We start from the raw sequence: 14,648 nt of genomic DNA, 5'->3' as shown, positions 1-14,648 counted from the left end.
TCGCAGAAATCCGACGGCAAGCAGAAGAGCGAGAGCGCGCTGAAGCAGTTCTGCGTCGATCTCAACGCCAAGGCCAAGGACGGCAAGGTCGATCCGCTGATCGGCCGCGGCCCCGAGGTCGACCGGACCATCCAGATCCTGTGCCGCCGGTCGAAGAACAACCCGCTCTATGTGGGCGATCCGGGCGTCGGCAAGACCGCGATCGCGGAAGGCCTGGCGCGCAAGATCGTCGAGGGCGATGTGCCCGAGGTGCTGAAGCCCGCGACCATATACGCGCTCGACATGGGCGCGCTGCTGGCCGGCACGCGCTATCGCGGCGATTTCGAGGAGCGACTGAAAGCCGTCGTTTCGGAGCTTGAGAAGCTGCCGCATGCGATCCTGTTCATCGACGAGATCCACACGGTGATCGGCGCCGGCGCTACCTCGGGCGGAGCGATGGACGCATCGAACCTGCTGAAGCCGGCACTCTCGAACGGCGCGATCCGCTGCATCGGCTCGACGACCTACAAGGAGTTCCGCAATCACTTCGAGAAGGACCGCGCGCTGCTGCGGCGCTTCCAGAAGATCGACGTGAACGAGCCGACCGTCGAGGACACGATCAAGATCCTCGCCGGCCTGCGCTCCGCGTTCGAGGGGCACCACAGCGTCAAATACACGCCCGACGCGATCAAGTCGGCGGTGGAGCTCAGCGCGCGCTACATCAACGACCGCAAGCTGCCCGACAAGGCGATTGACGTGATCGACGAGGTCGGCGCGATGCAGATGCTTGTCGCCCCGTCGAAGCGCAAGAAAGTGATCACGCCGAAGGAGATCGAGGCGGTGATCGCGACGATGGCGCGGATTCCACCGAAGAGCGTCTCCTCCGATGACAAGAAGTCGCTGGAGAATCTGGAGACGGACCTGAAGCGGGTCGTCTTCGGGCAGGACATCGCGATCGAGAAGCTCGCCTCCGCGATCAAGCTGAGCCGCGCGGGGCTGCGCGATCCCGACAAGCCGATCGGCAATTATCTGTTCACCGGCCCGACCGGCGTCGGCAAGACCGAGGTCGCGCGCCAGCTCGCCTCGATCATGGGCATTCCGCTGCAGCGCTTCGACATGTCCGAATATATGGAGCGCCATTCGGTCAGCCGGCTGATCGGCGCGCCGCCGGGCTATGTCGGCTACGACCAGGGCGGGCTTTTGACCGACGCCGTCGACCAGCAGCCGCATTCGGTGCTGCTCTTGGACGAGATCGAGAAGGCGCATCCGGACCTGTTCAACATCCTGTTGCAGGTGATGGACAACGGCAAGCTGACCGATCACCACGGCAAGACCGTCGATTTCCGGAACGTCATCCTGATCATGACCACCAACGCCGGCGCGTCCGATATGGCGCGCGAGGCGCTGGGCTTCGGCGTCTCCAGCCGCGAAGGCGAGGACGAGGAAGCGGTCAAGCGGATGTTCACGCCGGAATTCCGCAACCGCCTCGATGCGATCGTGCCGTTCGGATATCTGCCGCCGGAAGTGGTCGCGCGCGTGGTCGACAAGTTCATCCTGCAGCTGGAGCTGCAGCTGGCCGACCGCGACGTGCATATCCAGCTGGACGACGACGCCAAGAAGTGGCTGACCGCCAAGGGCTATGACAAGCTCTACGGCGCCCGCCCGATGGGCCGGCTGATTCAGGAGAAGGTCAAGCAGCCGCTGGCCGAGGAGCTGCTGTTCGGCAAGCTCGTCCATGGCGGCGAAGTGAAGGTCCACCTGAAGGACGACGCCCTCGCCTTCGAGATCGTCGGCGCCCCGCCGAAAAAGCCCAGGAAGAAGGGCGCGAAGGCGGACGTGAAGGCTTAGCTCTGTCCGGAATGGAGCAGATCGGGGCGGTGTCGGTTTGAACCGGGGCCGCCCTTCTGTTAGGAGCAATCCATGAGCAAGATGCTGAAAATCGTCCCCATTGGCGATGATCTTGGTGTGGTCCTGCCCCCCGAGGTGCTTGCTCAACTTCGCGCCGAACTTGGCGATACCGTGAAGCTGGAAGAGACCGAAAGCGGATATAGCCTCAGCAAGGGCCAGCCGAGCCTCGACGATATGATGGCCGTGGCGCGTGAAGTCATGCGCAAGGATTGGAATATCCTCCGCGCTCTCGCGCAGTGACGACAAGTTCGGTTGAGCCGGGCTGGCTGACTGTCGGGTTTGCGCTCGCAGTCCATGAAGCACAGCTTGCCGATCACGGCGGCGGCAGCGGAACGCGAGATCTGGGACTGCTGGAAAGCGCGATTGCTCGCCCGCAGCATAGCTGGAGCTACGGCGAGACGGACTTGGTCGCTCTTGCAGCCAGTTACGCCTTTGGCGTTTCGCGTAACCACCCGTTCGTGGACGGCAACAAGCGAACCGGATGGGTGCTTGCACGCACATCTCTCCTGCTGAACGGGAAAGACTTCAGCGGCTCGGACGAGGACGCCATCAGCAATATGATGGCGCTGGCCTCCGGCTCGCTTAACGAGACACAGTTCGCCGATTGGCTCCGAGGCCATCTCGCCTAATCCTCCACGATTCGGCTGTGGTCGCGGGTTTCGGGCATGCGGAGATAGACGATCAGGGACAGGCCGATCAGGGCGGCGACGTACACGTAAAAGCCGCGCTCCCATCCCTGGTTCTTGAGCCAGAGGGCGACCGCCTCGGCGGTGCCGCCGAACATCGTGTTGGCGAGGGCGTAGGGGAAGGCGACGCCCAAGGCGCGGATATGGGCGGGGAAAAGCTCTGCCTTCACCACCGCGTTGATCGAGGTGTAGCCGGTCACGATCAGCAGCGCGGCGCAGACGATTCCGAAGGCAGCCCAGGGATCGCGGACGGTCTCCAGCGTGGTGAAGATCGGCCAGGTGAAGACGAGGCCGAGAATGCCGAAGCCGACCATCAGCGGCTTGCGGCCGATCCGGTCCGACAGCGCGCCGGCGAGCGGCTGCACGCACATGAACAGGAACAGCGCGCCGGCCATGATCGCGCTTGCCGTCGCGGGGTCGAAGCCCGCGGTGTTGGCGAGGAATTTCTGCAGGTAGATCGAATAGGCATAGAAGGCGAGCGTGCCGCCGGCGGTGAGCGCCATCACCGTGAACGCTTCGCGCGGATGATCGCGGAACAGTGCCAACGCGGTCGAGGGCGGCGCATCGGCGGCTTTCGCGTTCTCGAACGATTCGGTCTCGGCGAGGCGGCGGCGGATCCAGAAGACGATCACCGCCAGCATCGCGCCGATCACGAACGGAATGCGCCAGCCCCAGGCGAACATATCGTCCTTGTCCAGCACGGAGCGGATCACCAGCAGCAGCGCGAGCGCGATCAGCTGGCCGGCAATCAGCGTGACATACTGGAAGCTGGACCAGAAGCCGCGATGCTTCCGGCCGGCCATTTCCGAGAGGTAGGTCGCGCTGGCGCCATATTCACCGCCGAGGCTGAGGCCCTGGACCATGCGCGCGACGACCAGGATCAAAGGCGCGAGCGGGCCGATCGCAGCATAGGTGGGCGTCAGCGCGATCGCGAGCGAGCCCGTGCACATCAGCGACACGGAGAGCGTCAGGCCGGCCTTGCGGCCCTTGCGATCGGCATAGATGCCCATCAGCCAGCCGCCGATCGGCCGCATCAGGAAGCCGACCGCGAACACGGCCGCGGCGCTCAACAGCTGGGCGGTGCGGTCCTCGGCCGGGAAGAAGGCGTGGGCGAAATAGAGCGTGAAGGCACTGTAGGCGTACCAGTCGTACCATTCGACCAGATTGCCCGCCGAGCCGCCGAGGATGGAACGGAGGCGGTGCGGGGGGCGGGTGGGCATTCCTTCTTCTAAGCAGGATCGAGGCGTGTAGGACAGCCCCTCACCCCGGGTCCTAATTCCGTTCGCTTCGAGCGCAGTCGAGAAGCGGAGCGTGACGTCAGGCGCGTTTCTCGACTTCGCTCGAAACGAACGGAGTTGGGGTTTCTGCTCTCCTTATCTCCTCATGCCGCGTCCTTCTTGAACTGGGCCGCCTCGGTGCTCTCCGCCAGCGCCGTTGTGCTGGCAGCGCCGCCCGACACGGCCTGCGCGACGAGGTCGAAATAGCCGGTGCCGACTTCGCGCTGGTGGCGGGTGGCGGTGTAGCCGGCGGCTTCGGACGCGAACTCGGCCTGCTGGAGCTCCGAATAAGCGGCCATGCCGCGGTCCTTGTAGCCGCGGGCGAGCTCGAACATGCCATGGTTCAGCTGGTGGAAGCCGGCGAGCGTCACAAACTGGAATTTATAGCCCATCGCGCCGAGCTCGCACTGGAAGCGGGCGATCGTGTCCTTGTCGAGCTTTGCCTCCCAGTTGAACGAGGGCGAGCAATTATAGGCCATCATCTTGCCGGGATGCGCCTTCTGCACCGCCTCGGCGAAACGCTTCGCATCCTCGAGATTGGGGTGCGAGGTCTCCCACCAGAGCAGGTCGGCATGCTCGGCGAAGGCAATGCCGCGCTTGATGCAATGATCGACACCGGTGCCTTCGCGCAGCCGGAAAAAGCCCTCGGGCGTGCGCTCGCCGGTAAGGAATTCATGGTCGCGTTCGTCCACATCGGACGTGATCAGCTTCGCCGATTCCGCGTCGGTGCGGGCGACGAGCACGGTCGGGACGCCGCACACGTCGGCGGCAAGGCGCGCGGCGTTCAAGTTGCGGATGTGCGCCTGGGTGGGGATCAGCACCTTGCCGCCGAGGTGCCCGCACTTCTTTTCCGAAGCGAGCTGGTCCTCGAAATGCACGCCGGCCGCGCCCGCCTCGATATAGGCCTTCATGATCTCGAAGCAGTTCAAGGGGCCGCCGAATCCGGCTTCCGCATCGGCGACGATCGGCGCGAACCAGTCGCGTTTGGCGCCGCCCTCCGAATGCTCGATCTGGTCGGCGCGCTGGAGCGTGCGGTTGATCCGGCGGCAGAGCTCCGGCCCGGCATTGGCGGGGTAAAGCGACTGGTCCGGATACATGGCGCCGGCGGTGTTGGCGTCGGCGGCGACCTGCCAGCCCGAGAGGTAGATCGCCTTCAGGCCGGCGCGGACCATCTGCATCGCCTGGTTGCCGGAAAGGGCGCCGAGCGCGTTGATATAGGGCTCCGACTTCAGCAGCTCCCACAGTTTCAGCGCGCCGCGGCGCGCGAGGGTGTGCTCGATCGGCACGGAGCCGCGCAGCTTCTCGACATCCTCGGCCGAATAGGTGCGGCGGATGCCGTCGAACCGGCCTTCGGGGGCGGCAACGAGATCGGCGAAATCGGTCATGCGCAATCCTTTACAAATCCGGCGAACAACATGGACAAAATGGACGAGTTGCACATGGCGCTCTAAAAATTCTCGGTCCATTTCGCGTGAAGCTGTTCCGGCTGCAGGCTCCGGCCGAAGTGCGTAAGTAAATTATTGACAATCGAGTCGGGTCGCATGAAAAGGAACGTAGCAGGAACGATGGCGTGTAGGACAGCATGGCGAAGCTGATCGCGGGACATCAGGTGCGCAAGGTCCGGCGGCAGGCGGGGCTCGCCCAAGCGGCGATGGCCGAGCAGCTGGGCATTTCGCCGAGCTATCTGAACCTGATCGAGCGCAACCAGCGGCCACTGACCGCGGCGCTGCTGGTGCGGCTGACCGAGTTGTACGATTTCGACCCGCGCGCGCTGAACGCGGCGGCGCCGGGCGGCGGCGCGGACGCGATCCGGCGGCGGCTGGGCGACCCGATGTTCGCCGACCTGGAGATCGACCGCGCCGAGCTGGAGGAATGGCTGGCGGCGGCGCCGGGCGGCGCGGAAGCGTTCGCGCGCGCCTATGACCGGAGCGGCGGCGGCGCGGCGGCTGGAGCGGGACAGGACGATCCGCTGGCGGCGGTGCGGCGCGAGGTCGAGCGCTGGCGCAACCATTTCGCCGACCTGGACGCGGCCGCCGAGACGCTGGCGGACGAGCTGCGGCTGTCGGCCGGCGATCTTTATGCCGCAATTGCCGAGCGGCTGCGGGTCAAGCACAGCCTGACGATTCGCGTGCTGCCGGTCGAGGTGCTGCCGGACGCGCTGAGGCGGCTCGACCTGCACGCGCGGCAGCTGCAGCTGTCGGAAATGCTCGATCCGGCGTCGCGGACGTTCCAGGCGGCGTTCCAGCTGGGCGCGATCGAGGCGCGGGCAGAGATCGATGCGCTGGTGAAAGGCGCGGGCTTCGCGGAGCGGGCTGCGGAACGGCTCTACCGGCGGCACCTGACTTCGTACTTCGCGGCGGCGGTGATGATGCCCTATGCCCGCTTCCTGCGCGCATGCGAGGCGACCGGCTATGATCTGGAGCTGCTGCAGCGGCGGTTCGGCGCGGGCTACGAGCAGGTCGCGCACCGGCTGACCACGTTGCAGCGGGTCGGCGCGCGCGGGCTCCCGTTTTTCATGATCCGCATCGACCGCGCCGGGCAGGCGAGCAAGCGCTATGCCGGCGCGAGCGGCGCGGCGCTGGCCGAGGCGGACGGGCGCTGCCCGCTGTGGCGGCTGCACAACGCGTTCGACCGGCCGGGCCGGATCGAGCGCGACCTGGTCGAGCTTCAATCCGGCGAGCGCTGGTTCACCCTCGCCCGCACCGTCCACCCGCAGGGCGCGCGCGCGGGACAGGTCTCGGCCGAGTTCGTCGTCGGGATCGGCATCGCCGCCGAGCTGGCCGGCAGCCTCGCCCTGGCGCGCGGCATCGACCTGACCGGCGCCGCGACCCCGATCGGCCTCGGCTGCCGAGCCTGCACCCGCCCGCAATGCTCCCAGCGCAGCGCTCCGCCCGCCGGCCGCGCACTGCTGTTCAACGACCGCGAGCGCGGACTGAGCGCGTTCAGCTTTGTCGAGGATTGAGGGAGGCCAACGCCCGTTACGCGCGGGTCGGTTTGTGGAACGTGGAACGGCCGCTTCCGACCCTAAGCGACCCCTCTCCCAATGGGAGAGGGCGACTCGCGGCTCCGCCGCGAGCGGGGCGAGGGGACCAGGACTTCGTGGAGAGTCCAACCCCTCACCCGGTCAGCGCAAGCGCTGACTCGACCTCTCCCTATGGGAGAGGTGATTGATCCGCGAACCATCCGGCCGTGCTGGACGCGTCGATCGAATGCGGGCGGTCGTGATGCAAAGCCGTTCCCGCCTTGCATTCGTCGATTGTGCGCCGGCAGAAGAAGCGGGGCCCCCGGGCAGGCCCGGGGTGACGAAGGAAAGCGGCAACTTTCCGCCCGCTGCGGACAACGGTTGCTTTGCGCGCTGGCTGTTGCAGGCTAGCCTTCGCGCATGATCGGATTTGCCGCGCTTCTTCTTGCAGTCGCCAGCCCTCCCGGGGTGGAGAAGGGCGCGACGGGTGCGGGCGACATCGCGCTCGTGCCGCTGAGCGCGCCGGTGAGCTGGATTTCGACCGACGATTATCCGGCCGATGCGCTGCGCATGAACGAGCAGGGGAAGGTCCGCCTTTCGCTGGCGATCGGCGCCGACGGCGTGCCCAGCGCCTGCCATGTCGACGAGAGCAGCGGATCGGCGGCGCTGGACGAGCGCAGCTGCGCGATCCTGATGGAGCGGGCGCGGTTTCAGCCGCCCAGGGACGCGCGCGGCCAGCCGGTCGAGGCGACCTACACGCGCTCGATCAGGTGGCAGATCCCGAGCTATCCGGATGCCGTTCCGGTGTGGGTGACGATCAAGGCCGACGGCGCGCGGTTTTCCTGCTCCGCCGAGGTGAAAGGCGTCGTCCGGCATCTGACGGACCGGGTCTGCCAGGCGCTCGGGGAATCGGTCAGCAAATCCGGGCGGCCGCTCGACCGGCCGGTGCTCGCCCAGCTGCCGGACGATCCGGATTTTCTGGAGCCGGCCGGCCGGGAGAACTGACGCCGCCCGATCGACCGCCAGAGTGGGGCCTCTCGACGCTCGCTGCGCTTTGCTCTGCCCCCTCACCCCGCTTGCGCTGGCGCCGAGTCGCGCTCTCCCTGCAGGGAGAGAAGGGCTGTATCGCGGGAACCTGCTCTGCGTATCGACATCCAACCTGCGACAGGCCGCAACATTTGCGGCACCGTTGCGTTGACGGAATGAATAGCCGGGAGGATGACGATGGCGAGCGTACCCGAGGCGACCGACCAGCACCGCGTGCTGCTGCGCTACAACAACGGCGCGGTGGCGCTGCACTGGATCACCGTCGCGCTGGTGCTGACCCAGCTGTATCTGGGCTTCACCTTTGCCGATATGGAGCGGGGGCCGGCGCGGTCCGAGCTGTTCACCTGGCACAAGACGGTCGGCGCGACGATCCTGGTGCTGAGCCTGATCCGGCTTGCCTGGCGGCTGATGCACAAGCCGCCGCCCTTTCCCGAGAGCCTGCCGCGCTGGGAGCGGATCGCGGCGGTGTGGAACCACCGCGCCTTCTACCTGCTGCTGATCGCGCTGCCGCTGACCGGGCTCGCGACGATCTCCTCCGGCCGGTCCGGCACGACCGAGCTGGCGGGCGGCATCCCGCTGCCGCTGATCCCGGGGCTGCCGGAGAGCGCAGGCGACGGGCTGGGCGAGACGCACATGCTGCTGGTGTTCGTGACGATCGCGCTGGTGCTGCTGCACGTCGGCGCGGCGCTGAAGCATCAGTTTATCGACCGCGCCCGCGCGTCCGGCAGGATGCCGCCGTTCCAGGCGCCGGGCGGAGGGCCGGTGGAAATGCTCGAGCGATAGGCACGAGCTTGCCGCGCGCGGCACTCGATGCGAAGGCTGCGGCATGACCGCGCCTTCGCCGACCGCTAACATCGCGCTCCTGATCGATGCCGACAATGCCTCGCCCGATAGCCTGGAGGGCGTGCTGACCGTGCTGGCCGAGCTGGGCGCGGTCAATGTGCGGCGGGTCTACGGCAATTGGAACAAGGCGTCGCTGAAAGGCTGGGCGGCGATGACGCATCGCCAGGCGCTGGATCCGCAGCAGCAGTTCGACGTGACCAAGGGCAAGAGCGCGACCGACATGAAGATGGTGATCGACGCGATGGACCTGCTGCACCGCGGCCAGGTCGGCGGCTTCGGCATCATGTCCAGCGACAGCGATTTCATGCCGCTGGCGATGCGCATCCGGCAGGACGGGCTGCCCGTCTATGGCTTCGGCACGGCCAAGACGCCGGAGAGCTTTCGCCAGGCCTGCACGCGCTTTATCGACGTGGGCGCGCTGGAGACGCATGCGCAGGACGCGGCGCCGGCCGACAAGCCGGAAGTCGATGCCGCGCTGGTCGAACTGCTGGGCGATGCGCTGAAGGCGTCGAAGCGCGACGAGCGCGGCTTTGCCAGCCTGTCCGAAGTCGGGCAGCGGGCGAGCGCGCGATCGTCGTTCGATGCGCGGACCTATGGCTATGCGCGGCTGTCGGAGCTGGTGGAGGCGCTGCCGAACTTCGCGACCGAGCGCCGCGACAACGGCATGTTCGTGAAACGGCTGCGCTAGACGGTCAGACGATCACCACCGGGTCGCCCACCTTGGCCTCGTCGAACAGCTTGCGCGCGAACGGTTCGGGAAGGCCGATGCAGCCGTGGGTGGCGCGGCCTTCGCGGACGTTGCTGGCGTGGATCGAGACGCCGTCGCCGGTCAGCCGCAGCGTATAGGGCATCTCCGCATCGTAGAGGCTGGAGCGGTGGTCGCGCGCCTTGGCAAGGATCGGGTAGCGGCCGGCCGGCGTCGGCTTGTCGGGCGCGCCGTAGAGGATGACGGCGGTGCCGATCTCGTCGCCGCCGCGGAACACCGAGATCAGCTGCGCCTCGCGGTCGATCCGGACCCACAGCGGACCTTGGGCGATGCCGGCGTCGTTCCAGACGAACTCGCCATATTCCATCTTGCCCGGCACCGCGAGCAGGCTGGCGACCGGCTGCGGCGCCCCTTCGAGCGGGAGCGGACGGGCGGGCGTCGCGACGATGCGGGTGGCCGGCGCCACGAAGCGCACCGCACCCGGATCGGCGTCGAGCGCCGCGACGCCGAGGAAGATCAGGACGGCGGCCGCGCCGCGAAGCGTCCAGCGGGCAAGGCTAGGCACGCGCATAAGCGAGCAGCAGCATGCGCTGGTGCATCAGCCGCGGCAAGGCCCGAACGGCCTGCAGCAGCACGCGCCGGCGCCGCCACGCGCTGCCGATCAGGCCGAAGCCGAGGATCATCAGCGCCCAGCGCGACGGCTCAGGAACGCCCGGCGGCGGCGGGCCGGGTCCGCCCCCGCCGCCGCCGATGATGCCGCCGATGCCGGTGCCGATCGGCGGATTGAAGCCGGCGAAGCAGCAAGGCACGCGCGGCGTTTCCGGCAGCACCGGGACGTAGCCGGCGAACACCGGCGGGTAGGCGGGGACGAGCGCGGCATCGGCGAAGCTGAGCGGCAAAGCGGGCGGCGGCGGCGTGATCAGGGCCAGCGCGGCCGGCGGCGGCGCGGGCGCGCGGTGCCGGGGGGCGGCACGGGCCGCGCGCTTCGGCGCCGCGCGCGGATGCTTGGTCTTGACCAGATGGGCGTGCCGGCGCTGGCCGGGCGAGCGGGCGCGGATGTAGTCGGCCGCGCTCTGCATCGCCGCCTGGGCGGACGCGACCAGCCGCTCGCCGGGGCCATATTGGGGCGCGATCGCCAGCAGCGCGCAGCCGGCCGCGAGTGCCGCCGCTTTCGGAGTCACGATGCCGGCACGCGCCAGCCGCGCACGTCCGCGGCTGTCGACGATGAACCCGTGCGCGCCTTTCGGCGGCCTGGCGTAAAACACGCGCATGCGACCCGTTCTCCCGGGCGGCCGCCGCGAATACATCGCCCGCAGCTGGTCCTCCCAATTGAACCCGCTGCTAAAGGCAAAGTTTCATTTCGGCAACGGCCGGGAGAGACTTGTCCACGACTATCCGGTTACTTGTTCCGCCTCCGTAGCGAGGGCGAGGCGGCCTTCCGGAAAGGAAAGCCGCCTCCCCTCATCAGGCAGGTTATTGGCGGGACGCAACGATCGTCGCGCTGCTTCCGGCCGCGAGCCGGACCAGGCGGTCGCGTTCGACCGCAGCGGCGGCGCGGGCGTCGGCACGGCACTGGTCGGCACGGGCTGCGCCGCGCGGATCGGCCGAGGACGGCGTGCCGCACAGCGCCGACGCGGCGTGCAGGATGCGCAGGTCGAGCGCGCGCACCCCGGCCGGCGTGGAAAGGTCCAGCCCGGCGGTGCTGACCGCGATGCGGTCGGCGGCGGGCTGGGCGATGGAGGGGCTCGCAAGGCCAAGCAGCGCGAGCGGAAGCAACGACAGAGTGTTCATGACGGGTCTCCGGGAAAACAGGGGGGATCCGTCGGCGCCAACGTGACAGCGTATCTACGCCCGGCCGCGGCCGATTGTTAGCAACGATGTTGCAGAGTCGTTCTGCAAAAGTGCAGAATAGCGCGATGTTCGACTGGAACGACGCGCGCTATTTCCTGGCGGTGGCGGAAAGCGGGAGCACGCTTTCGGCGGCGCGGGCGCTCCATGTCAGCCAGACCACGGTCGCACGGCGGATCGCGGCGCTGGAAGAGGCGCTGGGCCTGACCCTCTTCGACAAGCGCCGCGCCGGCTATGTGCTGACGCCGGCGGGGGAGACGCTGCTGGCCGATGCGCGCGCGGTGGAGGCGTCGGCAGCGGCGCTGGCCGAGACGGCGGCTTCCCAGAAGCGCGCGGGCGGCGGCACGGTGCGGCTGACCGCCGAGGAATCGTTCATCGTCGGCGTGCTGCCGCCGATGCTGCGCAGCCTGCGCGAGCTGCACCCGGACCTGGTCATCGAGCTCGACGCGAGCGAGGAAGTCCGCGATCTGGCGGCGGGACAGGCGGACGTTGCGATCCGGATCAGCAAGAGACTGGACACCGCCGGGCTGGTCGGAAGGCGGGTCGGCGACGATCTGTGGACCGTCTATTGCAGCCGCGGCTATGCCGAAGCGCACGCCGTGCCGCGCAACCGCCGCGAGCTGGCCGCGCACCCGCTGATCAGCGGCGGCGGCGGCGAGATCGGCCGGTATTACGGCGCCTGGCTGCGGCAGAACGGGCTGGAAGGATCGATCGCGATGCAGCACGGATCGGTGACGGGGCTGCTCTCGGCGGTCCGCTCCGGGCTGGGGCTCGCCGCCCTCCCCTCCGCCATCGCCGAGCTGGACCCGGAACTGGTGCGCTGCCTGCCGCCGGGCAACGCCGAATCGCGGCAGATCTGGCTGCTGACGCACGAGCGGCTGCGCCACACGCCGCGGGTGCGGATCGTGATGGATTTCCTGGGCGAGCGGCTGCGCGGGCATCTGAAGACGGTCGAGGAGCGGCTGGCCCAACCGGCGGCGCCGCGCGCAGCCTGAGCCGTTACGGCTCCGTTGCGCCGGCCGCGGCATTCGCTAGGGTGCCGCCGCGATTCGCTGGGGGGCTGATCGGAGGCGCATGGAGCTGGTGCGGACGGTGGCTGCCCCCGAGGGCGATGCGGCGCGGGCGCGGCTGGTGGCCGTGCTCGGCGCCGTCGCAGCCGGCGACCGGCGCGCGTTCCACGAGCTCTACCAGCGCACTTCGGCGAAACTTTACGGGGTCTGCTGCCGTATCTTGGGCGAGGGGCAGGATGCGGAGGACGCGTTGCAGGAAGCCTATGCCAATGTCTGGCGGCGCGCTGACCGCTTCGATGCGTCGCGCGCGAGCCCGATCACCTGGCTGGCGGCGATCGCGCGCAACGCCGCGATCGACCGGCTACGGATGCGCGGCACGCGCAGCACGGCGCCGATCGAGGACGCCTACGACATTGCCGACACCGCGCCGCTGGCGGACGCACTGGTGGAGCAGGCGAGCGATGCGCGCCGGCTGCACGGCTGCCTGGGCGAGCTGGGCAGCGGCGAGGCTGCGCTGATCCGCACCGCGTTCCTGGAAGGGGCGAGCTATCCCGAGCTGGCTGCGCGCGCCGGCGAGCCGCTGGGCACGATCAAGAGCCGCATCCGCCGCGCTCTGATCAAGCTGCGCGAGTGCCTGTGCCGATGAGCGAAGACGACGATCTGCTGGCAGCGGAGCACGCGCTGGGCCTGGCCGACGCGAGCGCGCGCGAGGCGAGCGATCCCGCGTTCGCCGCCGCGGTCGATGCCTGGCGGGCGCGGCTGGACCCGCTGCTGGGGCCCGAGCGCGCGCCGCCGCCGGAGCTGTGGGAGCGGATAGTGGCACGCCTGCCGGCGAACGACGTCGACCCGGCGCGGCGGTGGCGGTTCGCGACCTTTGCCGCGAGCGCCGCGGCGGCCGTGCTGCTGGGCCTGCTGGTCGCGCGGCCGGCCGGCGAGACGCCTGCCCCTGCCCCGCAGGTTGCTGCCTCCGCGCCGGCCCGGATGATGGTCGCGGCGCTGACGCCCAAGGACGGCAAGGGCGCGCTCAGCATCACCTATGACAAGAGCGCCGGGCGGATGGTCGTCAACCCGATGGGCATGGACGCGGGCGGGCGCACGCCCGAGCTGTGGGTGATCCCGGCGGACGGCAAGCCCCGCTCGCTCGGCGTGGTGCCCGAGAAGGCCGCGGCGGCGATGACGGTATCGCCCGAGCATCGCGCAATGCTGGCCGAAGGCGTGACGCTGGCGGTCTCGCTGGAGCCGGAGGGCGGATCGCCGACCGGCGCGCCGACCGGCCCGGTGGTGATGACCGGCACGATGTCCGCCGTCTGATATTTCGCAGCGGCGGCGCATCCGTGCCGCATCCCGTTCCGTAGCTGGGTCCGGCGGCGATCGGGAGGATCGTCGCGGGATCAGCAAAGGGACAATCGATGAAAGCCACTCTGAAGGCCGCAGCCGCGGCCCTTTCGCTCGCGTTCGTGGCGGCCGGCGCCCATGCGGCCGAAAAGACCGTGATGGTCGGCGGCGCGGCGATGTATCCGTCGAAGACGATCGTCGACAATGCGGTGAACTCCAAGGACCACACGACCCTGGTCGCCGCGGTGAAGGCGGCAGGGCTGGTCGACACGCTGCAGGGGCCGGGCCCGTTCACCGTGTTCGCGCCGACCAACGCAGCATTCGACAAGCTGCCGGCCGGCACCGTCGACACGCTGGTGATGCCCGAGAACAAGGACACGCTGACGAAGGTGCTGACCTACCACGTCGTGCCGGGCCGGATGACGTCGAAGGACCTGATGGCGAAGATCAAGGCCGGCGGCGGCAAGGCCGTGCTGACCACCGTCGAAGGCGAGCCGCTGACCGTCTGGATGAAAGGCGGCACGCTGGTGCTGACCGACGCCAAGGGCGGCAACAGCGACGTCACCATCAAGGACGTGATGCAGTCGAACGGCGTGATCCATGTGGTGGACACGGTGCTGATGCCGTGACGCCTTCGGCCCTCTCCCTGCAGGGGAGAGGGCAGGCTGGCGCGGAGCGGCAGCCGGGAGAGGGACTGAGCCTCGGCCCCTCTCCCCGGTCGCTTCGCGACCGTCCCTCTCCCCTGCAGGGAGAGGGTTGTTATTTCAGCACGCCCACCGCCTCGCCGGGAAAATCAGTGAACAGGCCGTCCACCCCTGCGTCCGCGAACATGCGCAGTTCGTCCGCCGCACGGCCGTGGTCTCGCGGGTCCGAGCCGGTGCGGAGTTCCGCGGGGAGGAACAGGTTTTCCGAGCGGAAGGTCCAGGGGATCACTTTCAGGCCGGCGGCGTGGGCATTCTTCACCAGATCGGTCGGCGCGAGCGAGCGGCCGTCGGCGTCGCGCGGGACGATCAGCGCCTTGGCGGGGCCGATCGCGTCGGCATAGGC

At 68.7% G+C, this 14,648-nt stretch carries 17 protein-coding genes; 11 read left to right on the top strand and 6 right to left on the bottom strand.

What is annotated here, in order from left to right; genetic code table 11:
- The 3 genes from VFT73_RS12705 to VFT73_RS12695 all read left to right on the top strand — a co-directional run.
- The coding region (locus VFT73_RS12705) for an AAA family ATPase (protein WP_326411687.1) at nt 1–1,827 on the top strand (1,827 nt) is incomplete at its 5' end.
- Nucleotides 1,828–1,899: 72 nt separating this feature from the next.
- Nucleotides 1,900–2,127 (top strand): AbrB/MazE/SpoVT family DNA-binding domain-containing protein, encoded by a 228-nt coding sequence (locus tag VFT73_RS12700; protein ID WP_326411685.1) that lies wholly within the window; start codon nt 1,900–1,902, stop codon nt 2,125–2,127.
- Complete coding sequence (locus tag VFT73_RS12695) at nt 2,124–2,516, top strand: type II toxin-antitoxin system death-on-curing family toxin (RefSeq protein ID WP_326411683.1); 393 nt, start codon at nt 2,124–2,126, stop codon at nt 2,514–2,516. Before VFT73_RS12700 ends, VFT73_RS12695 begins: the two co-directional genes overlap by 4 nt.
- On the opposite strand, the gene VFT73_RS12690 is transcribed toward VFT73_RS12695, so the two are convergent.
- Nucleotides 2,513–3,793 carry an MFS transporter gene (locus VFT73_RS12690; RefSeq protein WP_326411681.1) on the bottom strand — a complete coding sequence of 427 codons (1,281 nt, stop codon included), beginning with the start codon at nt 3,791–3,793 and terminating at the stop codon, nt 2,513–2,515. The two genes, VFT73_RS12695 and VFT73_RS12690, sit on opposite strands and share 4 nt — an antisense overlap.
- A 161-nt stretch (nt 3,794–3,954) precedes the next feature.
- Nucleotides 3,955–5,235 carry an isocitrate lyase gene (aceA, locus tag VFT73_RS12685; protein ID WP_326411679.1) on the bottom strand — a complete coding sequence of 427 codons (1,281 nt, stop codon included), beginning with the start codon at nt 5,233–5,235 and terminating at the stop codon, nt 3,955–3,957.
- A gap of 197 nt (nt 5,236–5,432) precedes the next feature.
- On the opposite strand from aceA, the gene VFT73_RS12680 reads away from it, so the two are divergent.
- The 4 genes from VFT73_RS12680 to VFT73_RS12665 all read left to right on the top strand — a co-directional run bounded on the left by VFT73_RS12680 (nt 5,433) and on the right by VFT73_RS12665 (nt 9,390).
- The gene (locus tag VFT73_RS12680; protein WP_326411677.1) at nt 5,433–6,812 is read left to right on the top strand and encodes a helix-turn-helix domain-containing protein; all 1,380 of its coding nucleotides are present in this window, start codon (nt 5,433–5,435) and stop codon (nt 6,810–6,812) included.
- Between the two features lie 420 nt (nt 6,813–7,232).
- Nucleotides 7,233–7,817 (top strand): energy transducer TonB, encoded by a 585-nt coding sequence (locus VFT73_RS12675; RefSeq protein ID WP_326411675.1) that lies wholly within the window; start codon nt 7,233–7,235, stop codon nt 7,815–7,817.
- A 219-nt stretch (nt 7,818–8,036) separates the two neighbouring features.
- A complete protein-coding gene (locus VFT73_RS12670; RefSeq protein WP_326411673.1) occupies nt 8,037–8,642 on the top strand; it encodes a cytochrome b in 606 nt (201 codons plus the stop codon).
- A 43-nt stretch (nt 8,643–8,685) separates the two neighbouring features.
- Complete coding sequence (locus VFT73_RS12665) at nt 8,686–9,390, top strand: NYN domain-containing protein (protein ID WP_326411671.1); 705 nt, start codon at nt 8,686–8,688, stop codon at nt 9,388–9,390.
- Between the two features lie 4 nt (nt 9,391–9,394).
- Here the strand turns inward: VFT73_RS12665 and VFT73_RS12660 are convergent, their stop codons facing one another.
- The 3 genes from VFT73_RS12660 to VFT73_RS12650 all read right to left on the bottom strand — a co-directional run bounded on the left by VFT73_RS12660 (nt 9,395) and on the right by VFT73_RS12650 (nt 11,199).
- Entirely contained in the window at nt 9,395–9,973 is a 579-nt protein-coding gene (locus VFT73_RS12660; protein ID WP_326411669.1) for a L,D-transpeptidase family protein, read from the bottom strand.
- Nucleotides 9,966–10,679 (bottom strand): PEPxxWA-CTERM sorting domain-containing protein, encoded by a 714-nt coding sequence (locus VFT73_RS12655; RefSeq protein ID WP_326411667.1) that lies wholly within the window; start codon nt 10,677–10,679, stop codon nt 9,966–9,968. Before VFT73_RS12655 ends, VFT73_RS12660 begins: the two co-directional genes overlap by 8 nt.
- A 202-nt stretch (nt 10,680–10,881) precedes the next feature.
- Nucleotides 10,882–11,199: a UrcA family protein gene (locus VFT73_RS12650; protein ID WP_326411665.1), complete on the bottom strand. Its 318-nt coding sequence runs from the start codon at nt 11,197–11,199 to the stop codon at nt 10,882–10,884.
- A 125-nt stretch (nt 11,200–11,324) separates the two neighbouring features.
- Here VFT73_RS12650 and VFT73_RS12645 point away from each other — a divergent pair, with 125 nt between their 5' ends.
- From VFT73_RS12645 to VFT73_RS12630, 4 genes are all read left to right on the top strand, one after another.
- A complete protein-coding gene (locus VFT73_RS12645; protein ID WP_326411663.1) occupies nt 11,325–12,251 on the top strand; it encodes a LysR family transcriptional regulator in 927 nt (308 codons plus the stop codon).
- A 79-nt stretch (nt 12,252–12,330) separates the two neighbouring features.
- Nucleotides 12,331–12,912, top strand: coding sequence for a sigma-70 family RNA polymerase sigma factor (locus VFT73_RS12640; RefSeq protein WP_326411661.1), 582 nt, complete (start codon nt 12,331–12,333; stop codon nt 12,910–12,912).
- Entirely contained in the window at nt 12,909–13,577 is a 669-nt protein-coding gene (locus VFT73_RS12635) for an anti-sigma factor (protein ID WP_326411658.1), read from the top strand. Before VFT73_RS12640 ends, VFT73_RS12635 begins: the two co-directional genes overlap by 4 nt.
- Before the next feature lie 98 nt (nt 13,578–13,675).
- Nucleotides 13,676–14,230 carry a fasciclin domain-containing protein gene (locus VFT73_RS12630; RefSeq protein ID WP_326411653.1) on the top strand — a complete coding sequence of 185 codons (555 nt, stop codon included), beginning with the start codon at nt 13,676–13,678 and terminating at the stop codon, nt 14,228–14,230.
- Between the two features lie 130 nt (nt 14,231–14,360).
- Here the strand turns inward: VFT73_RS12630 and VFT73_RS12625 are convergent.
- Nucleotides 14,361–14,648: glycerophosphodiester phosphodiesterase family protein (locus VFT73_RS12625; RefSeq protein WP_326411651.1), on the bottom strand; the 288-nt coding region annotated here is incomplete at its 5' end.

This window comes from Sphingomonas sp. (assembly GCF_035758555.1).
Taxonomy (GTDB): Bacteria; Pseudomonadota; Alphaproteobacteria; order Sphingomonadales; family Sphingomonadaceae; genus Sphingomonas_B.
Note: the sequence above shows the minus strand (reverse complement) of the source record. Positions and strands in the feature narration are given on the sequence as shown.